The organism is Bacillus sp. JJ1122, from assembly GCF_036964885.1.
Taxonomy (GTDB): domain Bacteria; phylum Bacillota; class Bacilli; order Bacillales; family Cytobacillaceae; genus Mesobacillus.
In genome coordinates this window covers 82,166-108,603 of the sequence record NZ_JBALQL010000042.1, presented here as the reverse complement: position 1 = coordinate 108,603, position 26,438 = coordinate 82,166, and the positions used below count along the sequence as shown (strand labels likewise).

At 39.2% G+C, this 26,438-nt stretch carries 24 protein-coding genes, 15 tRNA genes and 1 rRNA gene; 29 read left to right on the top strand and 11 right to left on the bottom strand.

Annotated features, from left to right (window positions below; translation table 11 throughout):
* Positions 1 to 122: 122 nt before the first annotated feature.
* The 16 genes from rrf (at position 123) to V7201_RS21040 (ending at position 3,085) form a co-directional block, all read left to right on the top strand.
* A 5S ribosomal RNA gene (rrf, locus tag V7201_RS21115) occupies positions 123 to 238 on the top strand.
* A gap of 75 nt (positions 239 to 313) precedes the next feature.
* Positions 314 to 388 (top strand) — tRNA-Asn (locus tag V7201_RS21110).
* Positions 389 to 391: 3 nt separating this feature from the next.
* Positions 392 to 483 (top strand) — tRNA-Ser (locus tag V7201_RS21105).
* Between the two features lie 16 nt (positions 484 to 499).
* Positions 500 to 574: transfer RNA gene (locus V7201_RS21100), tRNA-Glu, on the top strand.
* Positions 575 to 612: 38 nt separating this feature from the next.
* A tRNA-Val gene (locus tag V7201_RS21095) sits at positions 613 to 688 on the top strand.
* A gap of 168 nt (positions 689 to 856) precedes the next feature.
* A tRNA-Met gene (locus tag V7201_RS21090) sits at positions 857 to 930 on the top strand.
* A 3-nt stretch (positions 931 to 933) separates the two neighbouring features.
* Positions 934 to 1,009 (top strand) — tRNA-Asp (locus V7201_RS21085).
* Positions 1,010 to 1,151: 142 nt separating this feature from the next.
* Positions 1,152 to 1,227, top strand: a tRNA-Phe gene (locus V7201_RS21080).
* 72 nt (positions 1,228 to 1,299) lie between these two features.
* Positions 1,300 to 1,384 (top strand) — tRNA-Tyr (locus V7201_RS21075).
* Between the two features lie 9 nt (positions 1,385 to 1,393).
* Positions 1,394 to 1,467, top strand: a tRNA-Trp gene (locus V7201_RS21070).
* 11 nt (positions 1,468 to 1,478) lie between these two features.
* Positions 1,479 to 1,554, top strand: a tRNA-His gene (locus tag V7201_RS21065).
* A gap of 40 nt (positions 1,555 to 1,594) precedes the next feature.
* Positions 1,595 to 1,669: transfer RNA gene (locus V7201_RS21060), tRNA-Gln, on the top strand.
* 5 nt (positions 1,670 to 1,674) lie between these two features.
* Positions 1,675 to 1,749 (top strand) — tRNA-Gly (locus V7201_RS21055).
* An 8-nt stretch (positions 1,750 to 1,757) separates the two neighbouring features.
* A tRNA-Cys gene (locus V7201_RS21050) sits at positions 1,758 to 1,832 on the top strand.
* Between the two features lie 42 nt (positions 1,833 to 1,874).
* A tRNA-Leu gene (locus V7201_RS21045) sits at positions 1,875 to 1,956 on the top strand.
* 163 nt (positions 1,957 to 2,119) lie between these two features.
* Positions 2,120 to 3,085 (top strand): tyrosine-type recombinase/integrase, encoded by a 966-nt coding sequence (locus tag V7201_RS21040; protein WP_335378720.1) that lies wholly within the window; start codon positions 2,120 to 2,122, stop codon positions 3,083 to 3,085.
* Between the two features lie 143 nt (positions 3,086 to 3,228).
* On the opposite strand, the gene V7201_RS21035 is transcribed toward V7201_RS21040, so the two are convergent.
* The 3 genes from V7201_RS21035 to V7201_RS21025 form a co-directional block, all read right to left on the bottom strand.
* Positions 3,229 to 3,846 (bottom strand): AbiV family abortive infection protein, encoded by a 618-nt coding sequence (locus V7201_RS21035; RefSeq protein ID WP_335378719.1) that lies wholly within the window; start codon positions 3,844 to 3,846, stop codon positions 3,229 to 3,231.
* A gap of 72 nt (positions 3,847 to 3,918) precedes the next feature.
* Complete coding sequence (locus V7201_RS21030) at positions 3,919 to 4,161, bottom strand: hypothetical protein (protein WP_335378718.1); 243 nt, start codon at positions 4,159 to 4,161, stop codon at positions 3,919 to 3,921.
* 138 nt (positions 4,162 to 4,299) lie between these two features.
* Positions 4,300 to 4,866: a recombinase family protein gene (locus V7201_RS21025; protein WP_335378717.1), complete on the bottom strand. Its 567-nt coding sequence runs from the start codon at positions 4,864 to 4,866 to the stop codon at positions 4,300 to 4,302.
* A 264-nt stretch (positions 4,867 to 5,130) separates the two neighbouring features.
* On the opposite strand from V7201_RS21025, the gene V7201_RS21020 reads away from it, so the two are divergent.
* Entirely contained in the window at positions 5,131 to 5,958 is an 828-nt protein-coding gene (locus tag V7201_RS21020; protein ID WP_335378716.1) for a DUF4393 domain-containing protein, read from the top strand.
* Positions 5,959 to 6,156: 198 nt separating this feature from the next.
* On the opposite strand, the gene V7201_RS21015 is transcribed toward V7201_RS21020, so the two are convergent.
* The 4 genes from V7201_RS21015 to V7201_RS21000 form a co-directional block, all read right to left on the bottom strand.
* Positions 6,157 to 6,774 carry a helix-turn-helix transcriptional regulator gene (locus tag V7201_RS21015; RefSeq protein WP_335378715.1) on the bottom strand — a complete coding sequence of 206 codons (618 nt, stop codon included), beginning with the start codon at positions 6,772 to 6,774 and terminating at the stop codon, positions 6,157 to 6,159.
* Positions 6,775 to 7,107: 333 nt separating this feature from the next.
* A complete protein-coding gene (locus V7201_RS21010) occupies positions 7,108 to 7,383 on the bottom strand; it encodes a hypothetical protein (RefSeq protein ID WP_335378714.1) in 276 nt (91 codons plus the stop codon).
* Positions 7,376 to 7,618 carry a hypothetical protein gene (locus V7201_RS21005; protein WP_335378713.1) on the bottom strand — a complete coding sequence of 81 codons (243 nt, stop codon included), beginning with the start codon at positions 7,616 to 7,618 and terminating at the stop codon, positions 7,376 to 7,378. Before V7201_RS21005 ends, V7201_RS21010 begins: the two co-directional genes overlap by 8 nt.
* Before the next feature lie 3 nt (positions 7,619 to 7,621).
* Positions 7,622 to 7,954, bottom strand: coding sequence for a hypothetical protein (locus V7201_RS21000; protein ID WP_335378712.1), 333 nt, complete (start codon positions 7,952 to 7,954; stop codon positions 7,622 to 7,624).
* Between the two features lie 569 nt (positions 7,955 to 8,523).
* Here V7201_RS21000 and V7201_RS20995 point away from each other — a divergent pair.
* A tRNA-Gly gene (locus tag V7201_RS20995) sits at positions 8,524 to 8,597 on the top strand.
* A gap of 210 nt (positions 8,598 to 8,807) precedes the next feature.
* Here the strand turns inward: V7201_RS20995 and V7201_RS20990 are convergent.
* Complete coding sequence (locus tag V7201_RS20990; protein WP_335378711.1) at positions 8,808 to 9,476, bottom strand: B3/B4 domain-containing protein; 669 nt, start codon at positions 9,474 to 9,476, stop codon at positions 8,808 to 8,810.
* Between the two features lie 153 nt (positions 9,477 to 9,629).
* On the opposite strand from V7201_RS20990, the gene queG reads away from it, so the two are divergent.
* The 7 genes from queG to yhbH all read left to right on the top strand — a co-directional run bounded on the left by queG (position 9,630) and on the right by yhbH (position 17,836).
* Positions 9,630 to 10,787 (top strand): tRNA epoxyqueuosine(34) reductase QueG, encoded by a 1,158-nt coding sequence (gene queG, locus V7201_RS20985; protein ID WP_335378710.1) that lies wholly within the window; start codon positions 9,630 to 9,632, stop codon positions 10,785 to 10,787.
* Between the two features lie 168 nt (positions 10,788 to 10,955).
* Positions 10,956 to 11,837 (top strand): amidase domain-containing protein, encoded by an 882-nt coding sequence (locus V7201_RS20980; RefSeq protein WP_335378709.1) that lies wholly within the window; start codon positions 10,956 to 10,958, stop codon positions 11,835 to 11,837.
* A gap of 148 nt (positions 11,838 to 11,985) precedes the next feature.
* The gene (trmL, locus tag V7201_RS20975) at positions 11,986 to 12,465 is read left to right on the top strand and encodes a tRNA (uridine(34)/cytosine(34)/5-carboxymethylaminomethyluridine(34)-2'-O)-methyltransferase TrmL (protein WP_335378708.1); all 480 of its coding nucleotides are present in this window, start codon (positions 11,986 to 11,988) and stop codon (positions 12,463 to 12,465) included.
* 262 nt (positions 12,466 to 12,727) lie between these two features.
* A complete protein-coding gene (gene nfsA / locus V7201_RS20970) occupies positions 12,728 to 13,477 on the top strand; it encodes an oxygen-insensitive NADPH nitroreductase (RefSeq protein ID WP_335378707.1) in 750 nt (249 codons plus the stop codon).
* 493 nt (positions 13,478 to 13,970) lie between these two features.
* On the top strand, positions 13,971 to 15,866 hold the full coding sequence (locus V7201_RS20965) for a PrkA family serine protein kinase (RefSeq protein WP_335378706.1): 1,896 nt from the start codon (positions 13,971 to 13,973) through the stop codon (positions 15,864 to 15,866).
* A 226-nt stretch (positions 15,867 to 16,092) separates the two neighbouring features.
* Positions 16,093 to 16,269: a hypothetical protein gene (locus V7201_RS20960; protein WP_335378705.1), complete on the top strand. Its 177-nt coding sequence runs from the start codon at positions 16,093 to 16,095 to the stop codon at positions 16,267 to 16,269.
* Between the two features lie 397 nt (positions 16,270 to 16,666).
* Positions 16,667 to 17,836, top strand: a complete 1,170-nt coding sequence (gene yhbH, locus V7201_RS20955) for a sporulation protein YhbH (protein WP_335378704.1) — start codon at positions 16,667 to 16,669, stop codon at positions 17,834 to 17,836.
* A 28-nt stretch (positions 17,837 to 17,864) separates the two neighbouring features.
* Here the strand turns inward: yhbH and V7201_RS20950 are convergent, their stop codons facing one another.
* From V7201_RS20950 to V7201_RS20940, 3 genes are all read right to left on the bottom strand, one after another.
* On the bottom strand, positions 17,865 to 18,068 hold the full coding sequence (locus V7201_RS20950; protein ID WP_335378703.1) for a YgaP family membrane protein: 204 nt from the start codon (positions 18,066 to 18,068) through the stop codon (positions 17,865 to 17,867).
* Between the two features lie 131 nt (positions 18,069 to 18,199).
* On the bottom strand, positions 18,200 to 19,402 hold the full coding sequence (locus V7201_RS20945) for an NAD(P)/FAD-dependent oxidoreductase (RefSeq protein ID WP_335378702.1): 1,203 nt from the start codon (positions 19,400 to 19,402) through the stop codon (positions 18,200 to 18,202).
* Positions 19,403 to 19,561: 159 nt separating this feature from the next.
* The gene (locus V7201_RS20940) at positions 19,562 to 20,407 is read right to left on the bottom strand and encodes a C39 family peptidase (protein WP_335378701.1); all 846 of its coding nucleotides are present in this window, start codon (positions 20,405 to 20,407) and stop codon (positions 19,562 to 19,564) included.
* A 411-nt stretch (positions 20,408 to 20,818) separates the two neighbouring features.
* Here V7201_RS20940 and V7201_RS20935 point away from each other — a divergent pair, with 411 nt between their 5' ends.
* The 4 genes from V7201_RS20935 to V7201_RS20920 all read left to right on the top strand — a co-directional run bounded on the left by V7201_RS20935 (position 20,819) and on the right by V7201_RS20920 (position 26,320).
* On the top strand, positions 20,819 to 22,336 hold the full coding sequence (locus V7201_RS20935) for a glycine betaine uptake BCCT transporter (protein WP_335378700.1): 1,518 nt from the start codon (positions 20,819 to 20,821) through the stop codon (positions 22,334 to 22,336).
* Between the two features lie 267 nt (positions 22,337 to 22,603).
* Positions 22,604 to 23,542 carry a sugar-binding transcriptional regulator gene (locus tag V7201_RS20930; protein WP_335378699.1) on the top strand — a complete coding sequence of 313 codons (939 nt, stop codon included), beginning with the start codon at positions 22,604 to 22,606 and terminating at the stop codon, positions 23,540 to 23,542.
* A 754-nt stretch (positions 23,543 to 24,296) separates the two neighbouring features.
* The gene (locus tag V7201_RS20925; RefSeq protein WP_335378698.1) at positions 24,297 to 25,472 is read left to right on the top strand and encodes a glucose-1-phosphate adenylyltransferase; all 1,176 of its coding nucleotides are present in this window, start codon (positions 24,297 to 24,299) and stop codon (positions 25,470 to 25,472) included.
* Positions 25,473 to 25,564: 92 nt separating this feature from the next.
* A complete protein-coding gene (locus V7201_RS20920) occupies positions 25,565 to 26,320 on the top strand; it encodes an NRDE family protein (RefSeq protein WP_335378697.1) in 756 nt (251 codons plus the stop codon).
* Positions 26,321 to 26,438: the final 118 nt, after the last annotated feature.

Sequence of the window (26,438 nt, the reverse complement as noted above, 5' to 3'; positions counted from 1 at the left end):
ACCAAATAGATTACTCGTTTTTCTTTTTTCTTCTTACACATTATCTAGTTTTGAGGGAATGAAAATTTTCTCTTGCAAAATGCATAAAAGACAGTATAATAGATATTGTCTTTGAAAAAATGTCTGGTGGCGATGGCGAGAAGGTCACACCCGTTCCCATACCGAACACGGAAGTTAAGCTTCTCAGCGCCGATGGTAGTTGGGGGTTTCCCCCTGTGAGAGTAGGACGCCGCCGGGCAGGATGCATTCTTGAATCCTAGTTATGCTTTCTTAGATAAGGATCGTGAATCCAAGTCGCAGAAATAATTATTATTCCGCAGTAGCTCAGTGGTAGAGCACTCGGCTGTTAACCGAGCGGTCGTAGGTTCGAATCCTACCTGCGGAGCCATTTGGAGAGCTGTCCGAGAGGTCGAAGGAGCACGATTGGAAATCGTGTAGACGGTTACCGCTGTCTCAAGGGTTCGAATCCCTTGCTCTCCGCCATATTAACTTTATATCTGGCCCCTTGGTCAAGCGGTTAAGACACCGCCCTTTCACGGCGGTAACACGGGTTCGAATCCCGTAGGGGTCACCAAGAATTATTTAAGCTTACAAAAGCAACACTTTCAATATGGAGGATTAGCTCAGCTGGGAGAGCATCTGCCTTACAAGCAGAGGGTCGGCGGTTCGATCCCGTCATCCTCCACCAAAACAATTTAATGGTTAATTATTATTGTCGCGGGGTGGAGCAACGAGCGTTACTTCACTGTATGAACTGCGAGTTGTACCGATCGAGCAGCAGCTTGAATTAGCTTCCTGAGATCGGGACAGCATTTGCTCTCAAGGAGCATAATCAATAAGATATTTTTATTACCGTCGCGGGGTGGAGCAGCCCGGTAGCTCGTCGGGCTCATAACCCGAAGGTCGCAGGTTCAAATCCTGCCCCCGCAATTTGGTCCCGTGGTGTAGCGGTTAACATGCCTGCCTGTCACGCAGGAGATCGCCGGTTCGATCCCGGTCGGGACCGCCATTTTTATTAAGCTCAGTAGCTCAGTCGGTAGAGCAGATTGCTCTCATCCTGAATAAGCTTCTGCGGCAATCTGCGAGAAAGACCGAAGGTCTTTTGAGCAAAGGTCCTAAGCCTTTCAATCTTTAGGAAACCATATTATAGTGGCTCAGTAGCTCAGTCGGTAGAGCAAAGGACTGAAAATCCTTGTGTCGGCGGTTCGATTCCGTCCTGAGCCACCATTTATTAAAACTTTTGTTTTTACATGAAACATGATTAAATGGGTTTTTCACAAATCAAAATCATGTTATAATGGAGGGGTAGCGAAGTGGCTAAACGCGGCGGACTGTAAATCCGCTCCCTCAGGGTTCGGCGGTTCGAATCCGTCCCCCTCCACCATTTTTCTTTAGGGGTATAGTTTAAAGGTAGAACGAAGGTCTCCAAAACCTTTGGTGTGGGTTCGATTCCTACTACCCCTGCCAATTTTATAATGGCGATTGTGGCGAAGTGGTTAACGCACCTGATTGTGGTTCAGGCATTCGTGGGTTCGATTCCCATCAGTCGCCCCATTATAATTCACAAATTTAATAATAAGAGCATACAATATATTGGGCTATAGCCAAGCGGTAAGGCATCGCACTTTGACTGCGACATGCGTTGGTTCGAATCCAGCTAGCCCAGCCATTTTTGCGGAAGTAGTTCAGTGGTAGAATACAACCTTGCCAAGGTTGGGGTCGCGGGTTCGAATCCCGTCTTCCGCTCCAGTATATATGGCGGCATAGCCAAGTGGTAAGGCAAAGGTCTGCAAAACCTTTATTCACCGGTTCAAATCCGGTTGCCGCCTCCATTAGATCATTAATGGTATTTGTAAAGCAAGACATTTTAATATGCCGGTGTGGCGGAATTGGCAGACGCGCACGACTCAAAATCGTGTTCCTTCTGGAGTGTCGGTTCGACCCCGACCACCGGTATCTTTTTTAACTAAAACCCGCTTTTTTCTGCGGTATAACAAGGATTGTGAGTTTAGTCTTAGGACTGAACACGCAATCCTTTTTTATTTTAGTCGTGTCTTATAATCGTGTGCGTAAAAATATTGTGCTACCCACTTTATTTAACCTTAAAGGAGTGTAGAGAATGGTAAAGAGAAGAAGAACGGTTATAGAGGAATTACACGAAGAGGAACAGACTTTAGTAAGTGGTGGTGAGGACTTTCAGATTTGCCTAGATTTGTTTTTAAAAGACATGACAATGAGAAACCTTGCTTATCATACAAAACGGTGGTACAAGGAAAATTTAGCAATTGTTAAACGTGTTTTAGAGAATCTAAAATATCCTTCTGCACCGCTTCATTCTACCGAGAAAATGCTTAAAGAAGTTATAGTGTATTGCATGGAGGAGTTAGGCAATAACCCAACCACAATTAACCACCGTATTAGGAGCATGAAACAATTTTATGCCTTTTTACATAATGAATCAATAATACCTAATAACCCCGCTCATACCCTTCAAAAACAGAAGGGGAAGAAGGAGCAAATAAAACCTTTTACAGATGATGAAGTAAAAGACCTATTAGACCAACCAAATAGAAAAGAGTTTGTAGGCTTTAGGGATTATACCCTAATGTTAGTTCTAATTGATACAGGTGTAAGACTTTGCGAATTAGTAAACATGAAATTAACTGATATATCACTAGAAAGCGGGAAAATCATTGTATTAGGTAAAGGGAACAAGGAAAGGGAGGTTATGTTCCAAGCTACCACAAGGGAGCAACTTAGAAGATACCTAAAAATTAGAGGAACGGTTCACCATGACTATTTATGGGTTGCTCATGATGATAAACCCCTTGCCCGAAAAACTATTCAAGATAGACTTAAAAAGTATGGTGAAATGGCGGGAGTGAATAAAAGAGTTAGTCCACATACCTTCCGACATACTTGTGCAAAAATGTACATCATGCAAGGAGGAGATATATTTTCATTACAACAACTATTAGGACATTCCTCATTAGAAATGTGTAGACACTATGTAACTCTTTTCGGAACTGATTTACAGAATATGCACCGCAAATTTTCCCCGGTTGAAAGTATTGTAAAACGATAGTACATGAGAAAGATGTAATCTTTTTCTTTTAGATATAGGCTCTGTTAAACAATTACGTTGATATTCAGTAAAAAAAGGACACGTTTAGTGTCCTTTTTTCTAGTTTCTTATGGAACTAACGAATATCGATAGTGAAAGTAAGCTTATACTTTTCTTTGATCACCGTAATAAAAAGTCTTTAATAAATTTATTTGGTCATTATCAAGTCTTTTTACAGTATTGATTAAATTTTCACCTTCGTGCCAGTTGTTAGCTTCAATCAACTCTTTTAGTAAATTGGCTGATGATAATATCTCATTTGCTTTTTCGGATGTTATTACTTCACTTGGCATTTTAGTTTGGTTTTCGTATTGATCAGTGTAAAAAGATGCATTCTTTAAATCATCCAACTTTTGAATGTCATCATCGCTAATTACCTTATCAAAATGCCCTAATATTTCCATTCGGTCTTCGACACTTAAGGGGCTTTTAAATTGCTTTAGCTTTTCTACAAATGAATAAGCAACTTGTATTTTGGATTGGTGATTAGTTTGTCTTTTAATAAGCTTCTTTGTGTCTAGAGCTCTTACTTTGAATTTTATACTGGCAGAAGCTAACATAATACAGCGGGCAAATTCTTCTATGGAAATATGAGCTAATAAATAAGTTCTAGCGTATTTGTCATTATCAAGTAATAATTGAGCCTCTTCTAATAACCCGCAAGCATTAAAATAAGTTTTGGTATAAGCAGTTTGAAGTGCTTGGTAACTGTTCAAACTCATTGTTTAATCCCCTTTAATTATATTTTAAACGTGTGATTTTACTCACCTAAAAAGCACCTCTGAATGAGTGCGTTAAACTAATACACCTCTACAAAATGCATGAGGACATTTTTTTCCTTTTTCACCAAACGCTTGATGAGATGAATTTTTGCTGCATGATAATAAAGGAAAACCTGAATCATTAACCTCTTTTGCAAATTCTTTAGTAAATTCGCCTCCGCATCCATTACAAACAAATGTTACTTCTTGCTTCCCCATAAATTTCATATAATGAGATTGAATCTTATCAGAACTTTTGCAAAATGGGCACTGCATGATGACACCTCTCCAATTCTATTTTACTTAAAATATATTTATAAATAGTAATATGTATCTATTACCAATTATAATTTATACTGGTAAAAAATGTCTAATATTTTATTTTTTAGAAAAGAAAAACTCGCTCTTAAAATTCTAAGAACGAGTTTCTATAGTTTCACTTTTAATTGCTCTATATATTGTTGCCTTTGAAACTCCAGTCATTTCCTCAATTTCTTTTACGGTGTATTGTTCACTATTATATAGCTTCAAGGCTTTTTCGACTTTCTTATTATCGGCTTTAGGTCTCCCGCCTTTTCGTCCTCTTGCTCTAGCACTCTCTAATCCCGCTTTCGTTCTTTCGACTATTAAATCCCTCTCCATTTCCGCAAGAACTGCTAACATTCGGAACATGGCTTTTCCTACTGCGGTTGTAGTGTCGATATTGTCACGAATAGAGACTAATTCTATTCCACGTTGTTCTAATTGCTCTGATAACTCAATAATACGCTTTGTGGAGCGTCCTAGACGGTCTAACTTATAAACGACTAATATATCTCCCTCTCGTGCGTATTCTATTAGTTCCTTTAGTTGTGGTCTATCATCTTTCATCCCGCTTATTTTTTCTTGATAAATTTTTTCACACTCTGCTTTTTCAAGTGCGTCAATTTGTAAGTCTAGAGATTGGTCATTAGTGCTAACTCGTGCATACCCAATTTTCATTATGTATCATTTCCTTTCCGCTTTTATGTATCTTGATTAGATTGTATCAAAAACGTTATATAAAGTACATATTGAATCATTGTTTTTGATACGGATTTTGATACTATATATTTGCTGAAAAGCGGTTATTATAAAAACTCTATCAGTGTGTATCAAAAACACTCGTTTTTGATACAATTCATTATACTAAATATTCGAATTTTTAATGTGTGTGTTGTAATATCATAAATAGAAAGCTATCAAGATAAATTTGGAGGAAGATTTATGGATGATTTTTTTGGATTAGGAAAGATAAGTGATAATGGATTAGAAGTCCTAAAAACAGTGTATCCTGATCTATTACAACCAGGATTTAAAAAAGTTGGATTAGCACTTGAAACTGTTCTGGATTTTAGTAACACAGCCTTAATGCCAGTTAAATTACTAAATGAAAAGGTGAAAATAAACTTTGGAAAACGGATTAATGACTATCAAGAAAAATTAAATGAGTTTAAAGAAGAACAAATTGGAACAGTACCTCCTGAAATTGGTGTACCTATTTTAGATAAACTATTAATAACTACAAACGATGATTTGGCAAATTTATTTGTAAATTTATTAGTTAATGCTTCTTTAGTTGATTATTCTCAATATGCTCATCCGAGTTTTATTAATATATTAGAAAGTTTAAGTGCCGATGAAGCAAAGATAATAGATTACATAATATCAAATGAAAAACCTATTGTTTTGATACGCTTTGGAAGAAAACGACTAAGGGATAATGGAATAATTGAGATGACCGATAATATAAATAATTTGAATCATTTAGTTGATCTACAATTTAAAAATAATGTTGGATTTTATATGGACAACCTTGTAAAGCTAGGATTATTTGTACCTAAAGACAACTACTATACACATATGGAATCTAATTATAAAGCACTTATAGAGGAAAATGAAAAATTAATTTCTGAAACTAAAGTTGCAATTAATGAAATTAACAAAGAAGAGGACAAAAAAGGAAATCATGCGGAATTCCATCAAGTTTGGGGACATTTTGATAAAACCGATTTATGCGAAATGTTTCTAAAAAGCATTTCAAAGAATGAATAATTTCTTGTCTTGTCTTTCATAAATATCCTAACTTGTTTAATAAATTTATAATAATATCCGAACTGCCTCTAGGTGGTTCGGATATTCATTATTTTATTTTTTATAAATACTATTATTTACTTATCGGTAGAAATTACCGAATAGAGGGAGTTATTGCGGTAGAATTTACCGAGCATGATCGGTAAAAATTACCGAACATCATTTCACGGGTACTTTTAACTTTTTCTTTAGCTTTAATTTCGTCTTTTGTTTATGGCAGGGATTTAGTTTTTCTTTTCTATACACATTCACTAAAGAGATAGCTGTATCATATCTTTCCTCTGACGTTTCTACCGCTCCAATTTCCGCTAAAAATCCCTCATAAATAGGCTTATCCTCCCAAAGGGGTTTAAATAGCTTGTAGGCTAATTGTGAGTCTTTTTCAAGGGTTGTTATGTGGTGTTCAAACTCCCGAATGACAATTCCTAAAACAATAATAGGATTTGTACTAAAATCTAGCAAAGTATACACATTGACCTTTCCAGTCCGTTTACTTGAAATAAACCCTTTAGCTTCTAAAGCTTTAAGGGATTCCCTGACCGTCTTATCACTTAGACCGACATTTTCACATATTGTAGGTTGGTGTAGTTTTCTCTCATTCTTACTTTGAAACCAATAAAATAGTTCCATTAATACTAATCTTTCACCGCTTGTTAGATACCTATTTCTAAATAGCATGGAGGGATTAATAACATAGTATTTACCGTTTTTAATACCGTTCTTTTCCGCTTCTTTCATCATTTTATCTAAAATGACATGTACGTTTAAATCATTCATAAATAACATTCCTTTTCAATAGTCGTAAACCCTTTAGAAAGGCTTTATTTTCTACTATAATACTGCTTTAGCTGCTGTTAAAAGGGAAAACCGCTCGGAGTGTTTTAGAGTAGTGTAGTGGAGCGGAACACTTGAAGATATGAACCTAGTGGAACTCAAAATAACCTTATACCGTACCTAATATAAAATCATACCTTTATACAAGTGTACCTAGGTTTAAAGGGTTTCACCTATATTTAAAGGCTTATAGCGTGCGATTCTTAAGGTAATTTAGCGGCTTAAAAATGAAACTGTCTCGTTTTTAGAGGTTTTACCAAGTAAATAATTTCTCCTCTAATTGCTTTGGTTCTCCCTTAGTTCGGTTACTCTTTGTTTAATTACGCTTTCCCGGACTAATTTTTCACCTCTTTTAATTGCTTTAGTCTTTTCAGTTTCTGCTATGAACTTTGAAGAATACGAGCGAAACTCTTTGCTCATAGAACTATTCCAAAATTCCACCGCTTCTTTTAAATCCTTTTTCATTTCGGATGGAACAGTTATATGCAACCGTACCATCTTAGAATACTTTCGTTTTAGGACTTTCTTTTTTAGATTAGTTTCTTTACTCATTTAATGACACCGCCTTTTTTCTGTTTGCGGATTTTCTTAATCCCCTGGGTCTAATTTCGGGAACAGGATTTTCTTTCAAATACCTTTCCATAAATTTAAGAATAGCGTCATTCATACTAGTTTCATTTAAAAAAGTAGATTTTTTAAAAGCTTGTTTTAACTTTTTAGGTACTGCAATAGAAACCCTTGCTACTTCTATTGCTTGTGGAGAAATAGTCTTTTGTTTCTTCTTCACGACTTATTCCCCCTTATTCATCCAAGGGACTTCATACCCGCTAAAATTCCCTTGTTGAACTGCTGCTCTATTTACTTTAGTATTTTCGTTCACTACTGCGTCACTTTCCGCAATCTTGACCTTTTGTTCCATGCACATAGACGCTAACTGCTGAATTTCGGGATTAACCGACTTGAACGTACTTAATGAATTATACAGTTCCCCTAACTCATTAAAAAGGTTTGCTTTCTGCAATCTTGAAAGTGAAGAAAAATTCTTTTCCGAAATTTCTTTTAGTCGGTTATTAGATACACCAACTAAAGTATTCATTGATAAAAAACGATAGTTCAAATTCATGTACAACACTCCTTTTCTTGTGATTATGTGTATTATTGCATGAGTGAATATACTGTACAAGTAGGGTGTTTACGGTGATTTCTCGAGGTTTAGTTAAATTAAAGACATTAGAGGAAATAAAAAAATTTAATTAGAAATTTTATGCACCCTATACCTTAAAAAGCTCGTGTGGAATATTTTGGTAGGAAAGGCTTTTATATATAATAAAGCCGATTAAGGGTGGGGCATGTTAATATAATAAAAGTAAGGTATTACCAACTAAAATATATCATAAAGGCTTGTTTCGTTATTTCTCTTATGATAAGATAACTCTTGTATTCAATAGCACAATATCTTTTGAAAATAATAGTCTTGTGCTACATGTACTATTATTGTGCTTGGCAAGATATGCTAAAAACATCTATTATCCTTGTTATATCAAGGTTTTAGCTGAAAAGTGAAAATCGGGCGGGAAATATACACGACTCAAAATCGTGTTCCTTCTGGAGTGTCGGTTCGACCCCGACCACCGGTACCACTTTTATTATTAAACAGGGATTCCTGTTTTCTTTATTTCATTTGATATGTATGCGGGTGTAGTTTAGTGGTAAAACCTCAGCCTTCCAAGCTGATGATGAGGGTTCGATTCCCTTCACCCGCTCCATACATACGTAACTAACGCAGCATTTCGTTTCCAGAAAACGAAGTGTTGCGTTTTTTTCTGTTCGCTGAAATGGATTGTAACAAAAAATTAATAATGGGTGCTATCTCGTATTTCCCTATGAGGGGATAAAAAGGTTAAGAAAAGATTCAATGACTTTTGACTCCTTTCGAAGGAGTTCGAGTAAAGAAACTTGATAAAAAAAAGGATGCCTCAGCATCCCACAATTTTATACGTACCAGATCCCCCGTGAATTTGGATGAACATATTCATTAGTGATTCTGTCATTTTTTCTTTGCTTTCCTGTGTAGCAGATGGTCTTAAGTAAACGATTTGCAGAGCGTTCGTGGTTTCCAGCGTTACCGCGGTCCTTTCTGAGTCAACGAATGGGCTGCCAAATGGTCCTTGATCATCTGCGGAAACGATTAAGTTACTCATATTGTTTATTCTGCCATTTAAACCTGCGTACTCTTCTGTTTCTGCACCTATTCTTATATGGACATTGCCACTAAGCTTATCACAGTCATAAACACCTATAGGGAGCTGGTATTCAAGTGAGAAGAAGTTGTTCAAGTCTATCGCGCTATGTACGGATTGAAGATAGTTTTGTTTGGCTATCCTGCGATAAAGGGCTTCAGCAGAATGTCTATAACGGTTTGGATCTTTACCTGTGCTTTTGAAAATACTTCGCCATTCCTTAATGCCATCAAGCTCCGTCATATTTTTTTCTAAGAGATCAAAGTAAATGGATTCCTGGAAAAGCTGAAGCCTGCCTTTTAGCATTTGCGGAGAATCCCCTACCTGAATATCTTGATATTCTATAACCCCGACCGAAAACCCGGGTATGAGATCACAAATCGTACTGGATACTTTAATTTCCATTGATTCCACCTCCAAAACTGCTTTAAAATAGTTTATCATAAAAGTGATGTGCATTTAAAATCAGGACCTTCATAATGAATTCTTTAAAAAGATGTGTTTATATAGATAGGCCGTTTGAAAAATAAAATCTACAATGAAAGGAGGTACCTTTCAATGGACATTTACGAAATTAAGCAAGACATCATTGAATATAGCAAAACAATTGGTATAGATAAAATCGGTTTTGCAGCACCATCGACTTTCGAGGAAATGAAAATACGATTATACAGACAGCAGGAACTTCACTATCAATCTGGCTTTGAAGAAAAAGATATTGAAAAGAGAACGGAGCCCTCTCTGATCTTTGAAAAGCCGAAATCCATCATTTCGATTGCGTTGGCTTACCCGTCGAAGATGAGAACAACGGTTGTCAGCAAGAAGGGGCAGAGAAGAGGCATTTTCTGCAGGGCATCATGGGGAACGGATTACCACTCTATTTTAAGAGATCGGCTGAATAAACTTGAAGAGTATATTGCTAAGAAGGTTCCAGGTGCCAGATTCAAATCAATGGTCGATACAGGCGAACTGGTGGACAGGGCTGTCGCTGAGCGTGCAGGAATTGGCTGGAGCGGAAAGAACTGTTCCATCATCACCCCTGAATTCGGTTCATATGTCTATCTTGGTGAAATGATCACTAATATTCCATTTGAACCCGATTCACCTATGGAAGATAGATGCGGCAGCTGTAATAAATGTGTTGAGGTTTGTCCGACTGGTGCTCTTGTCCAAGGGGGACAGCTTGATGCTCAGAAGTGCATTGCTTTTGTCACACAGACGAAGGGTTTCCTTGCAGATGGGTTCCGTGATAAACTGGGCAACCGTTTATATGGCTGTGACACATGTCAGACTGTGTGTCCGGAAAATAAGGGTAAGGATTTTCACTTCCACACAGAAATGGAGCCTGATCCGGAAATTGCCAAACCGCTGTTAAAGCCATTATTGACAATCAGCAATCGTGACTTTAAAGAGAAGTTCGGATATGTATCAGGGTCGTGGAGAGGCAAGAAGCCAATCCAGCGAAATGCGATTATTGCATTGGCGCATTATAAGGATGAAACTGCTATTCCGGATCTAATCATGGTATTGAAGGAGGACCCGCGTCCTGTCCTAAGGGGGACGGCTGCATGGGCTCTGGGCAAAATTGGCGGACATGAAGCATTTACTGCACTCTCAGCAGCATTAGAAGCTGAAAAGGATACTGATGTTCTTGCCGAGATAGGTAAAGGTCTGGATTTCTTTAAGGATGGTTCAGAAAAAAGTCTATCAATCTAAAGAGGAATGGATTTGAAATGAATCCATTCCTCTTTTCTTTTTCCTTGATGTGCAGGTAAATGTCTTTAAAGCAGGATTGTAACAAAGCTACAATCTTTATAAAAAAGTTTTTATATGCTTGAAATCCTGAGTCTCTTCATAAATATGAAGATGAAGGGAGAGATGAACATGCGTGAACAACTGCAGGAGCTGCTTGAACAGCGTGTCCTTCAATGTGTCTCAATGCCACGGAATCTTTTGCATGAGTGCCCGGCAATCGAGATAAAGAAGCAAAGCTGCTCAAGAAGATCTGCTGAAATAGTAAAAGCAAAAGCAAATGGCAGTATTGAAAGAAAGTTAGAGGGCACGGAAACTGTAAAGGTATTATATGATGTCCATTTCCAATTCTTAATCAAGCAGAAGGGCCACTTTTATATGGAAGAGGAAGTAGAAAAAAGGCAGGCCGAGTTTTATAAAGGTGTGCTGGTTAAAGATGAGAAGTTGAAAGAATCTGAGCCTGTTGGAGATGCGGGCGCAGCCATGCCAGTTTTTGCAGAGGAGGCATCACATAATAGGGCAGGATATCAATATGACCGGTTAAAAGCTGTGCAATATGCCGAGAGATGGTGGAATGACTTTAATCCTGCGTATAAAAAGTTCGAGGTCGACTGTACAAATTATATTTCACAATGCCTTCATACGGGTGGAGCTCCGATGAGGGGTTATCCAAATCGGAGCAACGGCTGGTGGATGCAAAATAATAATTGGAGTTTCAGCTGGACTGTAGCCAATGCGATGCGCTGGTATCTCCCTGCCTCAAAGTTCGGATTGAGGGCGCGAGAGGTGAACAGTGCTGAGCAGCTAAAGCTTGGAGATGTAATCTGTTATGATTTCCAGGGTGATGGCCGCTTCGACCATACGACGATTGTCACGGGGCATGATGCTAACGGGATGCCGCTTGTAAATGCCCATACGTATAATAGCAGGATGAGGTACTGGGCGTACGAGGATTCAACAGCTTATACTCCAAATATCAAATATAGATTCTTTACAATTGCAGATGATCAGTGATGGCCTTGGTATATGGACTTATGATGTCTAATAAATTCTTTGCCTCTTAAAACTTAAAAGCTTTCTCCTCTACAAACTGCGCTTTTCTTTGTCCTCCCGGAGTGTAGTGGTATAATAGCTGTTAGAGTTTTCGATAGAGGTGAAAGTCATGGCATTGCATGTAGTATTATATCAGCCCCTGATTCCAGCGAACACAGGAAATATCGCTCGCACATGTGCGGGAACGGATACAGAACTGCATTTAATTAAACCGTTGGGTTTTTCGACGGATGATAAGATGCTGAAGCGTGCGGGATTGGATTATTGGGAGCACGTTAAAATACATTATTACGAATCACTTGATGATTTTTATGTGAAGAATCAAGGCGGAGAATTTTTTTATGTAACGAAATTTGGAAAAAAGGCACACTCGGATTTTGATTATAGTGTGGCAGAAAAGGATTTCTTCTTTATTTTTGGCCGTGAAACAACTGGCCTTCCGCAAGAAGTAATAGAAGAAAATATGGAAAGATGCCTGAGGCTGCCTATGAATGAAAACATCCGCTCCTTAAATCTTTCAAACACAGCGGCTATTTTGATTTATGAGGCGTTACGACAGCAGGATTATCGAGATTTGCGGAAATATTAAGGAGACCATAATAATGGGTCTCCTTTTTGGCATTACAAATTTTTAGGCTCTGTTAAAGCCCAATGTTGTTTTTAAAACCTGTTGATTGTAGTGGAAGGCGCGAAGACTCCTGCGGGCTTAGCTGGTCAGGTGAGACCCCGCAGGAGCGAAGCGACGAGGAGGCTCAGCGCCAGCCCCGCGGAAAGCGAAGCGCCTGGAACGAAAATCAACAGCCTTGTTTAACAGAGCCCTTTTTAAAAAAACCTACAAGGAGTTGAAAGCAATGAACAATGTTATTGAAACGATTCTGCAGCACCGTTCGGTCAGACGATTTGAGGACAAGCCTTTGGATCGGGAGCAAATCGAAGTGATCGTGAAAAGTGCGCAAGCATCCTCCACTTCAAGCTTTATTCAGGCATATTCAATTATTGGTGTATCAGATAAGCAAAAAAAGCAGCGGTTAGCAGAACTGGCAGGCAATCAGTCGTACGTCGCAGAAAATGGCCATTTTTTTGTTTTTTGTGCTGATCTTTACCGGCATAAGATAATTGGGGATCTTGAAAATGCTGATCTTTCGGATTCTCTTGAGAGCACTGAAAAGTTCATGGTAGCACTGATCGATACCGCTCTTGCTGCACAAAATGCTGCGGTTGCAGCCGAATCAATGGGCCTTGGCATTTGCTATATTGGCGGGATTCGCAATGATCTGGAGGCAGTTAAAAAAGTATTGAAGACTCCGGAGTATGTCGTGCCTTTATTTGGTCTCGCTGTAGGCTATCCTGATCAAGAAACAGATCTAAAACCAAGGCTGCCTCTGGAACATGTCTATATGGAAAATGAGTATGAGCAGGATCAGAATGTGTTGGAGCAGCAGCTGAAGGAGTACAACAAAACGACATCCGACTATTATCGTGAGAGAACAGGCGGCAAACGTGCAGATACCTGGACTGGTCAAATGGCCAAGATGCTTGGCAGAAAGTCGAGGATGTATATGAAGGAGTTTGTTGAGAACCAGCACTTGAACAAGAAATAAGACAATTTAGTAATGGAATTGGCAGCGGGTTGTTTTATAAACGAGCGATAGCCTAAGATATACGTTTGATTTCGAGGTTGGTGAAATTGCTTAACCTAATGAAATAAAGCAAAGAGGACTTTGAAGCAAGAAAATTCAAAAACTAAATCGATCATGAACTTAGCCAAATAAAAAAGCTGCCATTCGGCAGCTTTTTATTTTTTATTGATGCCCGGCTTATCATCGTACCCTGCAGTGAAGATGGCAGATAAGAATGCAACAGTAACGCCAATTATTATAAGTAGTTTCATGTATGTAAGCCTCCCTTTTGTTTAATTTGTCCATATAGATTTTATTATAGCCTATAAGTTTGAAACTGTGAAGGAATGCCTGATTTTTTACCAGTAGAATTAAAAAGGACAATCATAGAGCTTGAACCTTTACGCATGTTCAAATTGTTTGCTGCATAGAATTTATTAATCGTCTCTTGATAACGCTACATGGGGAGGTCCATATGGATATTTTAAAAAAGATTGAGTTGTACCGCCAGGATGAAGAGAAACTGAAGTGGGAAGGGACGTTCAGGGAATACCTTGAAATCGTAAAGGAACAGCCATGGGTTGCTCAATCGGCACATTCGCGTGTGTATAATATGATCAAAGACGCTGGAATTGAAAAAGAAAAAGGAAAGAAACGATATTCCTTCTTTAATTCACAGCTGTTTGGCCTTGAGGAACCTTTGGAGCGGCTCGTTGAGGAATATTTCCATCCTGCAGCAAAAAGACTGGATGTCAGGAAAAGGATCCTTCTGCTGATGGGACCTGTAAGTGGTGGTAAATCCACTCTCGTCACCATGCTGAAAAGAGGGCTGGAGGCATATTCGCATACAGACAGAGGAGCGATCTATGCGATAAAAGGCTGCCCTATGCATGAAGACCCGCTGCATATGATTCCCCACCATCTGCGCAAGGATTTCTATGATGAATACGGCATTCGTATTGAAGGTAATCTGTCTCCGCTTAATATGATGAGATTGGAGCAGGAATATGGGGGCCGGATAGAGGATGTAATTGTAGAAAGAATTTTCTTCTCAGAAGATAAGAGGACAGGGATCGGTACCTTCAGTCCATCCGATCCAAAATCACAGGATATTGCAGACTTGACAGGAAGCATCGACTTTTCAACAATTGCTGAGTATGGATCGGAATCAGACCCAAGAGCTTACCGTTTTGATGGCGAGTTGAACAAAGCAAACCGAGGGATGATGGAATTCCAGGAAATGCTCAAGTGTGATGAAAAATTCCTCTGGCATCTGCTGAGTTTGACCCAGGAAGGGAATTTTAAAGCGGGAAGGTTCGCGCTCATCAGTGCCGACGAGCTTATCGTCGCACACACGAATGAAACGGAATACCGTTCGTTCATTTCAAATAAAAAGAATGAAGCATTGCATTCTCGTATCATCGTAATGCCGATTCCTTATAATTTGAAGGTCTCTGAGGAAGAAAAAATCTATGACAAAATGATTCGCGAAAGTGATGTGAACGACGTCCATATTGCTCCTCATACATTAAGAGTAGCTGCGATGTTTACAATCCTTACCCGCCTGAAGGATCCGAAGAAAGGCGATATCGACTTGATCAAAAAAATGCGTCTGTATGATGGTGAGAATGTTGAAGGCTATAATAGCGCAGATGTCGAAGAGCTGAAGAAGGAACATCAGGATGAAGGCATGAGCGGGATTGACCCTCGCTATGTAATTAATCGGATTTCTTCAACGATCATAAGGAAAGAAATCAAAACCATTAATGCATTGGATGTACTGAGATCTCTTAAGGAAGGCTTGGATCAGCATCCATCTATCACTTCAGAGGTGAGGGAGCGATATCTGAACTATATCTCACTTGCCCGCAAAGAGTACGACGATATTGCCAAAAAAGAGGTTCAAAAGGCATTCGTGTACTCTTATGAGGAATCGGCTAAAACGCTTATGGATAACTACCTGGATAACGTTGAAGCTTACTGCAATAAAGCAAAAATGCGTGATCAGCTAACAGGAGAGGAAATTAACCCGGATGAAAAGCTGATGCGCTCGATTGAAGAGCAAATTGGCATATCTGAAAATGCGAAGAAGGCATTCCGTGAAGAGATTTTAATCCGAATTTCAGCATATGCACGGAAAGGAAAGCGGTTTGATTACAATTCACATGACCGTCTCAGAGAAGCAATCCAGAAAAAACTGTTTGCAGATCTCAAGGATGTTGTTAAAATCACGACATCAACCAAGACGCCGGATGAGCTGCAGTTGAAGAAAATCAACAATGTAGTCGCTAGGCTGATTGACGAGCATGGATACAATTCTACATCGGCCAACGAGTTGCTGCGCTATGTAGGAAGCCTATTAAATAGATAATAATCCGTTGGAGCCTGCAAATGTCTTTGCAGGTTCTTTTAAGTTTATGGCTGTGTTAAAGTACAATGTTGATTTTTAGCACCTGTTAATTGGAGCGGAAGGCGCGCAGACTCCTGACGCCCCCCGGAAAGCGAAGCGCCTGGAGCGGAAATCAACAGACTCGTTTAACACAGCCAAGTTTATAAATGCATGAAGGAGGGAATAGTACAGTCAAGAGGTGATTAGAATGAGTAAAAATGAATTGCCGAAAAACTATGTACCTAAAAACAGTTCAATGGCCCGTAATGAAGAAGAAATGGAAAACCTCGGGAAGCAGATGGAAAACCGGCGCACGGGTCAAGATCTGAAGGAAGACTATGACAAAGCGCCAGACCCAGTTCAATTTAATAAGGATAAAGAGTAACCTTTGCTGCTAAGCGAAGGTTATTTTTTTATGTATCTATTTAAGGTCAATGTTATTTAAAACTATTATTCTAGTATAGTATCGTCATTTAGTTTGGGGAATCGCATCCACCGGAGAGTTAGTGGGAGAGAGCATACCATGGACAAAATTCTATGAAGATGAAATTTCCCAATAAACTTATGGAAGAACATCAAGCTTTAAAAGGCATGAACAGAAAATGGGCTTGTCCGAATCTATAGAAATAGAGAATTGTCAAAATTATTTGTAAATTATTTTCGCTTCCTGCATAAGATAGAGTAATTACAATTCCCTTTGATTTTATAACCATCGGGATATTGTATGACAGTCTTACTATTTCTGTTACAGTCAATTGGATAATTTAAAGGAGGGGTTGAAAATGACCGATGAGAGTAGTCACCAGTTTGTGATTTCCCAGGAAGATTGGTCCCTCCACCGCAAAGGACATGATGACCAGCAGCGCCATCAGGAAAAGGTGCAGGAAGCAATCCGCAATAATCTACCCGATTTGATCACAGAAGAAAGCATTGTCATGTCCAACGGCAGGGATGTCGTAAAGATACCGATAAGGTCACTGGATGAGTATAAAATTCGTTATAACTATGATAAGAACAAACATGTCGGCCAGGGGAACGGCGACACGAAGATTGGGGATGTCGTCGCGCGCGATGGCTCTGGACAGCAGCAGGGCCCAGGAAAAGGGCAGGGTGCTGGAGACCAGGCTGGCGAGGATTATTATGAAGCAGAAGTATCAATGATGGAAATTGAAGAAGCGTTGTTTAAACAATTGGAGCTCCCGAACCTTAAGCGTAAGGAGCAGCAGGAACACCTTGTGGAAAACATCGAATTCAATGATATCAGAAAAACAGGATTGATGGGCAACATTGATAAGAAACGAACGATGATGACCGCTTATAAACGTAATGCGATGACTGGAAAGCCAGCATTTCATCCTATTTACAAGGAAGATTTGAAGTTCAAGACATGGAATGAAATCGTGAAACCGGATTCCAAAGCTGTGGTCCTTGCGATGATGGATACGAGCGGATCGATGGGACTATGGGAGAAATATATGGCCAGAAGCTTTTTCTTCTGGATGACACGTTTCCTCCGTTCCAAATACGAAACCGTGGAAATTGAATTCATTGCCCACCATACCGAGGCAAAAGTAGTATCAGAGGAAGACTTTTTCTCCAAAGGGGAAAGCGGCGGAACAATCTGTTCATCCGCCTACCGTAAAGCGTTAGAACTTATTGATGATAAATATAATCCAAGCAAGTTCAATATTTACCCATTCCATTTTTCTGATGGTGATAACCTGACCTCCGACAATGCCCGCTGTGTAAAGTTAGTTGAAGAACTGATGAAGGTCTCCAATATGTTTGGTTACGGAGAAGTCAATCAGTACAACCGCCACTCGACCCTTATGTCCGCATATAAAAACATTAAAGATGAAAACTTCCGTTACTTTATCCTCAAGCAAAAAGCCGACGTATTCCATGCGATGAAGAGCTTTTTCAAACAAGAAGAAAATAAGCTGTATGCATAAAAGAGCCAGCCGTGCAGGCTGGCTTCACTTATGCATTCTTGTTTGTTTTAATCCCAAATAAGGTATAAAGCGGGCAGAACTTAATAATGGAAGTTAGGACTAAAACAAATCCAATAATTCCAACATATTTCAGACTGCCATCTAAAAAGAAAAATAAAGAAATAAGGAATAAACCCAGTACGATTCGAATAACTTGGTCAATTTTCCCCACGTTGGCTTTCAATAATAACACCCCTATTTTAACTTAATGAGATAAGTTAAATATAGCTGTTGCGGGTGAATTCTCCTGTGACTTTTCACACTCTCGAAAATAATTATTATCTACGGCATCCGAGTGGCTGTCAGTCAGTTAAAATCGGATCCTCATCGATCCAGCTTCACAATTTCCGCATCCTTGTTCGATCTGCCTAAAATTAAATCTTTTAATATTACTGACCCGAGCATACTGTATACTGTTCCATTTCCGCCATAACCTAATAAATAGTAGATCCTGTCTTTAGTCGGATGTTTTCCGATAAAAGGGAGATTGTCTACAGATTCCCCAAAAACTGCCCCCCAGGCAAAGGCCACCTTTATATCTAAATCAGGAAATAATTTTCTAACTTCCATTCTTATGCGTTGAGCCCTGTTATTGATCCAATCCTCATTCTGTGGTGTTTCTGGTTTGTCCTCATCTAAACCTCCTGCAAGGATACGGTTGTCTTGAGTTGTTCTTAAATAAAGATATGGCCGTTTCGTTTCCCAAATCAAATCTCGATCTTTCCATGCAGAAAGGTCTTCAATAGGTTCAGTTGCCATAGCATAGGATCTGTTGAGGTCGGCTCTTGTTTCAGAAAGAAACGGCGGCTTCTCATAACCAGTCGCGAATAGGATATTATTTGATTGAAACCGGCCAATAGATGTGCTGATTTCTATGCCTTCTTGGTTTTCGATGATCTCGTCTGCATTCACATTCTCAAAAATACCTACACGATCGTGTTCATTTAGGTAACGAATGATGCCGCGGCTAAATAGGAATGGATTCACTTCTGCATCCCCATGTGTAATGATTGCTGCTGGTTTTGAAAATGGAGTATGATTTTCTAAATCCTTTCTCGTCAAGTATTCCGCATCAAAACCATGCTTTCTTAAAGTGTCAAATTCTTTCTTCAACTTTTTAACATCAGTTTCATCACTAGCATAATACAAGCTTTTTCTTCTTATAAAATCGCTGTTGATTGGAATTTTTTCTGAGACTTCTTCAAGCTGATCAACAGCATTTCTGCAAATCGTATAAAAACGCACTGCTTTTTCTTCGCCAATCTGATTAACCAGTTCATGAAGCATGATATCATTTGAGTATTGTAATAAGCCGGTATTGGCCAATGTGCTGCCACGTCCGACTTTCCCCTTATCAATAATAGCCACCTTCAGTCCTTCATTTGCCAACGTATAAGCGCATAAAGAACCGGACATGCCCCCGCCCAGGATAACTGCGTCGTAATGTTCAGCAATGTCGCTTCTTTTTATGTCTATCTCTTTTTCTTCCGTTGTCTGCCAGAATAACTTTCCGTTATGTAAGTCCACTTATAAGCCTCCATTTAAACTGTGTGGTTAATTTTACCCATACATAAAGACTTAAAAACATGGTTCTGAATAAACGACCGTGCTTCTTTATACATAGAAAAAAACAAAAAAAGCACCGCTATCAGCAGCACTTCTTAAGTCTATAAAACAATAAAGCTATTACTTTATAACGCCAATTGCCTGGCTCCCCATCTGGACCCATGCTTGTTCAAAAGCGATTCGCGGAACGGCCTTATAGCCTGTATCTGCAAGTGGATCATTTATGTAAACGGATTGTCCATCATATCCAACAATCAAGACGCTATGTTCACTATAAGTTATCTTTACTTTTCCAGTGTTTGTATCCCAGACAGTAAATTCAGTTTCTGGGAGAGGAGCAAATGTTGAATTAGTGATAACCCAAACCGGTGATCCGCTGTCAATCAAGCTGTATACAGACTCAATTGTCTGTCCTGTCACATCATTTATTTTTCCGGGAAGGTATTTCTCAGCAAGCTGGGCTACTGGACCATGATAAACGCCATATCCTGATTTGCTGAAAGTATAAATATCGCCAACGAATCCATCATATGGATTACTGCGTACATAGTTTGCATCGCGGAAAGGAAGCTTATGTATTTGCTTTGCCAGAGTCATTTTATCGACTGCAACCCCTTGTGATTGAATAAGCATCGTTAAACTGGTGACCTCACAGCCTCGCTCTAATTCAGGCAGCTGGCTGATGTGGGGAACGCCATCTATGATCATCTTGTTTTCATACACCAGGTCATTTTTGTTCTTAAGATCAGCTCCAGTTGTTGTGGAGCTATTCGAGGCTTCCTCTATTCGGTTTTCTGCAAGTGTTTTCTTTATGACTTTTGCATCTGTACGTGTGATTTTTGGAACTGCGTCAACTTTAGTATCAGCTGAGGTAGTTTCAATGGAACGGATTTTCTCAGAGCTTAAAAAAGTGATGAAAAATATTGCGCCAATGGTCATAGTTCTGATGAAGATCTTTTTATTCAAAATAATTGCTCCTAACTAATCGCTTTTATATCCTGACAGCAATCCGTGCTCTTGTACACAATTTTAAACAAGATTCGACATGTATTCAATAGAATAGTAGTTTCTTGCTGCAAATCTATTAACACAAGCACGTGATTTACAGGAATAACTTTATGAGCTTAAAGTAAAGCAGCCATTAAAATTTGGCTGGCTCAATGAGCCTTAACTGTGGATTTCCGCTCCAATCAACAGGCTTAAAAACAACAGGGAGTTTTAACAGAACCATGGCGGGAAAAATATTTATTAGAAATTTTTTTCGGAAAGTAGGAAATACTACATCTGTTATAAGCCTATGGTTTTAAAAAAATGTTTTTTTATGTTAGGGTGTTAAAGTGCTAAAAAGGTAAAAATGTAACAGAAGGGAGTTTTTGGATGAAGAAAGATTCATCTGTATTTTACATATCAGTTGGCATTTTGTTGCTGCTGGTGTTGTTTGGTGTATTTGTTCCAGATAGCCTGGAAAAAATCACCACAAATATTCAAGCCTTTATTACTGATTCATTCGGCTGGTATTATTTAATTCTTGTATCACTTATTGTGATAGTGTGTCTTTATTTCCTGATCAGTCCTTTAGGGAGAATCAGGCTGGGCAGCCAGGATGATCGCCCGGAATTTTCAACAATGTCATGGTACGCTATGCTATTCAGTGCAGGAATGGGAATTGGCCTTGTTTTCTGGGGAACGGCTGAGCCAATCAGCCATTATAAGGTTTCTACCCCAACAGGAGTAGAACCAGGTACAGACCAGGCGATTCGTGACGCAATGAGATATACTTTTTTCCATTGGGGCATCCATGCATGGGCAATTTATGGAATAGTAGCGTTAGTACTTGCCTATTTTAACTTCCGGCATGGTAAGCCTGGATTGATTAGTGCGACTCTTAGTCCTATTTTTGGTGACCGTGTTAATGGAACTGCAGGTAAAGTAGTCGATATCATTTCGGTTGTCGCAACTGTCATCGGTGTAGCTACAACTTTGGGATTTGGAGCTGTACAAATAAATGGAGGACTATCCTACCTTTATGGAATACCTGCAAGTTTCTTGACCCAGTTAATCATTGTCCTCGTAGTGACAGTTTTATTTATGATGTCAGCATGGTCTGGACTGGGAAAGGGAATTAAGATTTTAAGTAATGCTAATATGGTGCTAGCGGGAATTTTGCTTTTATTCATGTTAATTCTGGGACCAACACAATTTATCCTAAATTTGTTCACAAATACGATTGGCAGCTACCTTCAAAATTTACCTGCGATGAGCTTCCGGATTTCTCCATTAAATGAAGAGGTGCGTACGTGGATTAATGGCTGGACAATTTTTTATTGGGCATGGTGGATTGCATGGGCGCCATTTGTAGGGATTTTTATAGCTCGAGTTTCTAAAGGGAGAACAATAAGGGAATTTGTTTTCGGCGTTCTGCTCGTTCCAGCCCTGATCGGTTTCCTATGGTTTACAACGTTTGGCGGTTCAGCAATCATGCTTGAGCATGAGGGAGCTGCAAAAATATCTGAATTGGCTACAGAGGAATCACTTTTTGGTGTATTGGCAAATTATCCTTTGAGTTCTGTAATGTCCATCTTGGCAATGGTACTGATTGGGACCTTTTTCATTACCTCAGCGGACTCTGGAACTTTTGTTTTAGGAATGATGACCACCAACGGATCACTGACTCCAGGAAATAAGATAAAATTTACTTGGGGAATAATCCTTGCAGCCATTTCTTTAGTCCTGCTTTATTCTGGAGGACTGCAGGCGCTGCAAAATACGATGATAGTCGCTGCATTGCCATTCTCTGTTATTATGGGTTTGATGGCGATCAGCTTAATAAAAGCTCTAAATAAAGAAGCAAAGGAACTTGGCATCGGAAAGATTCCTAAGCGTAAGCCACAATAGTAAATGAACGATATATTGAAAAGTATGGGCATCTTCCATCTAGATGGAGGATGCCTTTCTTTTGTTTGAAAAGTTTTTTCTATTAACAAAAAATCTACTAGGAAGATATTGTGAGTTGTTTGGCAAGAATGTAATATGATCATTTTACAAGTGTAAATTAATGGCTATGGATGAACGTTTTGTTCTTTTAAAAAATGCAAATGTTTTCATTCGGATTTTTTGTTAAAATAGGATTATCAATTATGTCGGTGGCAAAGGTGATCAGGAATGGAAAAAGAAAAGCTTTTAAAGATAATCGAGGCGGCAAAGCTTTATTATTTATTAGATTACAACCAAAATGATATTGCCAAAGAGCTTGGTGTCTCAAGGCCAACAGTATCGAGATTTCTTCAGCTGGCAAAGCAGGAAGGGATCGTCGATATTAAAATCATGGATCCAACAGAGGATGTAGAAAATTTGTCCTCCCAGCTTGAACAAAAGTTCGGGCTAAAAAAGGCGATCGTTACTCATATTCCGCATTACGAAGATAGTGTGATTAAAACATACTTAGGGGAAAAAGCAGCTAGCTTCCTAAATGAAGTGGTTGATCATGATGATATTATCGGAGTAACGTGGGGAACGACGCTTTATCATGTAGCGCTGGAATTAAAACAAAAAGCATTGAAGAACGTTAAAGTTGTCCAGTTAAAGGGTGGAGTCAGCCACTCTGAAACAAACACTTACGCAAATGAAATCCTGTATTTATTTGGTAAAGCCTTCAACAGTGCGCCTCACCATCTGCCTTTGCCGGCAATCGTCGACCATGTAGTTGTAAAACAGGCAATGGAGGCTGACAGGCATATTAAACGGATCCTGGAAATGGGCAAGCAGGCCAACATCGCTGTATATACAATTGGCCCGATTAAATCTGAATCGATCTTGTTCCAATTAGGCTATTTTACAGAGGAAGATCTCCAGGTTATCGAATCTAGGGCAGTGGGGGATATATGCTCAAGATTTTTTGATAAAGACGGGAATGTCTGCAATGAGAATTTGAATGCCAGGACATTAGGCATTGAACTTGAAGAATTAAAAAAGAAAAAATACTCCATCCTGGTTGCAGGCGGGGCTCAAAAAATCGAAGGAATTTATGGTGCTTTAAAAGGGAAATATACAAACGTACTTGTAACGGATCAATTCACCGCTAAATTCTTATTAGATAAGTAATGAACAAACCAGTACCTGATAGGCTCTCTGCATAGCGGGTACTTTAATAGTGGTTGATGAAGCTTATTCCAGAATTCACAGAACATCTGCAGTAATAAGTTTGATTTAAACAAATACAAAAGATTTAGTGAAATTTTTTTCAGTTGAATTGTAAAAGGTTAATCACTGTTTCTGCGAATGACCCAGCAATAGATGGGCTGAAATAGTACAAAAAAGGAATGAAGAAACTAAAAGGAGAGTGCCAATAGGTACTCTTCTTTTTGGTTATTAATTTATAGAAGATTTTTTATATTCAAGAAACATTCACAATTCTCTGGGATTTTTTTAATTTCTTTTCGACAAGATTAGGTGGAAATCGAAGAAGTTATCTAAAAAATCCTTAAAGGATAGACTGAACTTATTAAAAGAGACGCTATTTATGTCAAATACTGCGAAAAAAGGGCGAACGGTTCTGATTTTAGAAGCTGATTTGTTTTGCTAAAATGAGAAAATGTTATTCAATATACAGCGAAAACAGCTAGGAGCTGATCTGATGGAACAAAAAACTTGTGAGAAAAAGGCTGAAAAGCCAGTACGTTCTTACATAGATGAAAGCGAAGAGAACGAGCAGGAAGAGCTATATTACAAGCTCTCGGAAGATGACCGAAATTAATAAGTAGTAACAGCTTCGGTGCTGAAAACCGGACCTGAAGATTATATGAAGAATAAAGAAAATCCTAAATTAAATCAATCAAACGAGTATGAGGAGGCAGCTATGATAAAGAAACAATGTATTGCCATGCTATTAGCAGGTGGAAGGGGCTCACGCCTAGGGGAGCTGACACAATATATTGCCAAGCCAGCGGTTCCGTATGGAGGGAAATACCGGATTGTTGATTTTACATTAAGCAATTGCCGCAATTCAGGAATAGACACGATAGGTGTACTGACTCAATATCATCCTCATGTACTGCAGAACTATATTGGTAACGGGAAGCACTGGGATTTAGACCAGAAAAATAGTGGGGTTACCCTTTTACCGCCATATCAATGTGAGCTTGGCGAGCGCTGGTATGAGGGCACAGCCCATGCAATATATCAAAATATCCGGTTTATAGAAAGCTATGACCCTGAGTTTGTCCTGGTCATCTCAGGCGACCATATTTATAAAATGGATTACCAAAAAATGCTCAGCCAGCATATAGCGACAGCTGCGGATGCTACAATTTCTGTCATTAACGTACCGTGGAGTGAAGCGGACAGGTTCGGGATCATAAATGTAGACCGCAGCTCTAATAGGATTGAAGAGTTTGAGGAAAAGCCAAAAACACCGAAATCCAACCTTGCTTCAATGGGAATCTATATCTTCAACTGGCAGGTATTAAAAAGGTATTTGCTAAAGGAAGAACAAAACATGTCTTCGTCAAAGGACTTTGGCAAAGACATCATCCCAGCGATGCTCGAAGAAGAGCGGAAGCTTTATGCCTATCACTTCAATGGATACTGGAAAGATGTCGGCACCATTGAAAGCTATTGGGAGGCTAATATGGATTTGCTGTCAACCGATACGAATCCAATCCTTCAGCATCCAGAATGGCCAATTTATACTGCGGATTCCTTGCAGCCGCCGATGTACTTAGATGAAGGAGCAAAGCTGCAGCAATCATTGATCAGTGAAGGCTGTCAAATTGAAGGCCGCGTTGAGAATTCAGTCCTATTTTATGGAGTGAAGGTTGTCAAGGGGGCAGTCATTAGAAATTCAGTAATCCTGCCGAATGCTGTAATCGAAGAAAATGCAACTGTGAACAGAGCAGTCATCGGAAGCAGCACTGTCATTGAGCGGGGAGTGAAAATAGGTACTTCTCAGTCCTTTGGTGACATCGCTTTGGTAGGGGATAATAAAAGGATTGAAAAAGATATTGAAACCGAAGTCAAACTGAACATTGTTTAACCATTCAGACATTCCGTCATGGCGGAGTGTCTTTATTTTTCGATGGTAAGATATAATAAGAGATAGAAAATAGTTAAAAGGCCGTGATTTCAATGTGTTTGATCTTATTTGCTTATAAGGCTCACCCAAAGTATAAGCTGATTGTTGCCGCTAACCGAGATGAAGCGTATGGCCGTCCAACTGCTGCTGCGCATTTTTGGGAGGACAGACCTGATATTCTTGCGGGCAGGGATTTGGAGAAAATGGGGACGTGGATGGGTGTCACAAGTGCAGGGAGGTTTGCTGCCTTAACCAATTACCGCAATCCTAATGAAAACTCGGCAGGGAAAAGGACCCGGGGTGAACTTGTGGCCGATTTTTTAAAAGTTGTGGAAAACGGAGAAGTTTATCTTCAAAAAGTAGCGGCAAGTCGAAATGACTATCCTGGGTACAATCTTTTGGCCGGTGATGTTCATGAGCTATTCTACTATTCTAATGTAGGAGACTCTTTGAAGAAAATCGAACCAGGTGTCCATGGAGTAAGCAATCATTTATTAAATACGGCTTGGCCAAAAGTTGAACAAGGGAAGGAAGGTCTAGCGAGAATCATTGCGGACGACCACCCTGATATGGTTAATGAATTATTCTCTCACCTTGAAAGTTCCGACCCAGCACCGGATCACTTACTGCCTTCTACAGGAGTTCCGATTGAATGGGAACGTTTGCTGTCACCTATATTTATCAAGAGTGAAGGCTATGGGACAAGAAGTTCTACTGTGATTCTGATGAATGACGAGGAGATTTTCTTCCAGGAACGGGTATTCCTAGGAGAAATGAGGACGGACCAGGTATTTAAAATAAAGCTGTAGGCCTGCCTTTTACTCAATAAAGCTACTGAACGCGCAAGGCATCAAAAAGGACAACCAGTTCAAAGGTTGTCCTATATTTAAAGATAAGAAAGTATAAATTTCACTTCGAGAAATGTCC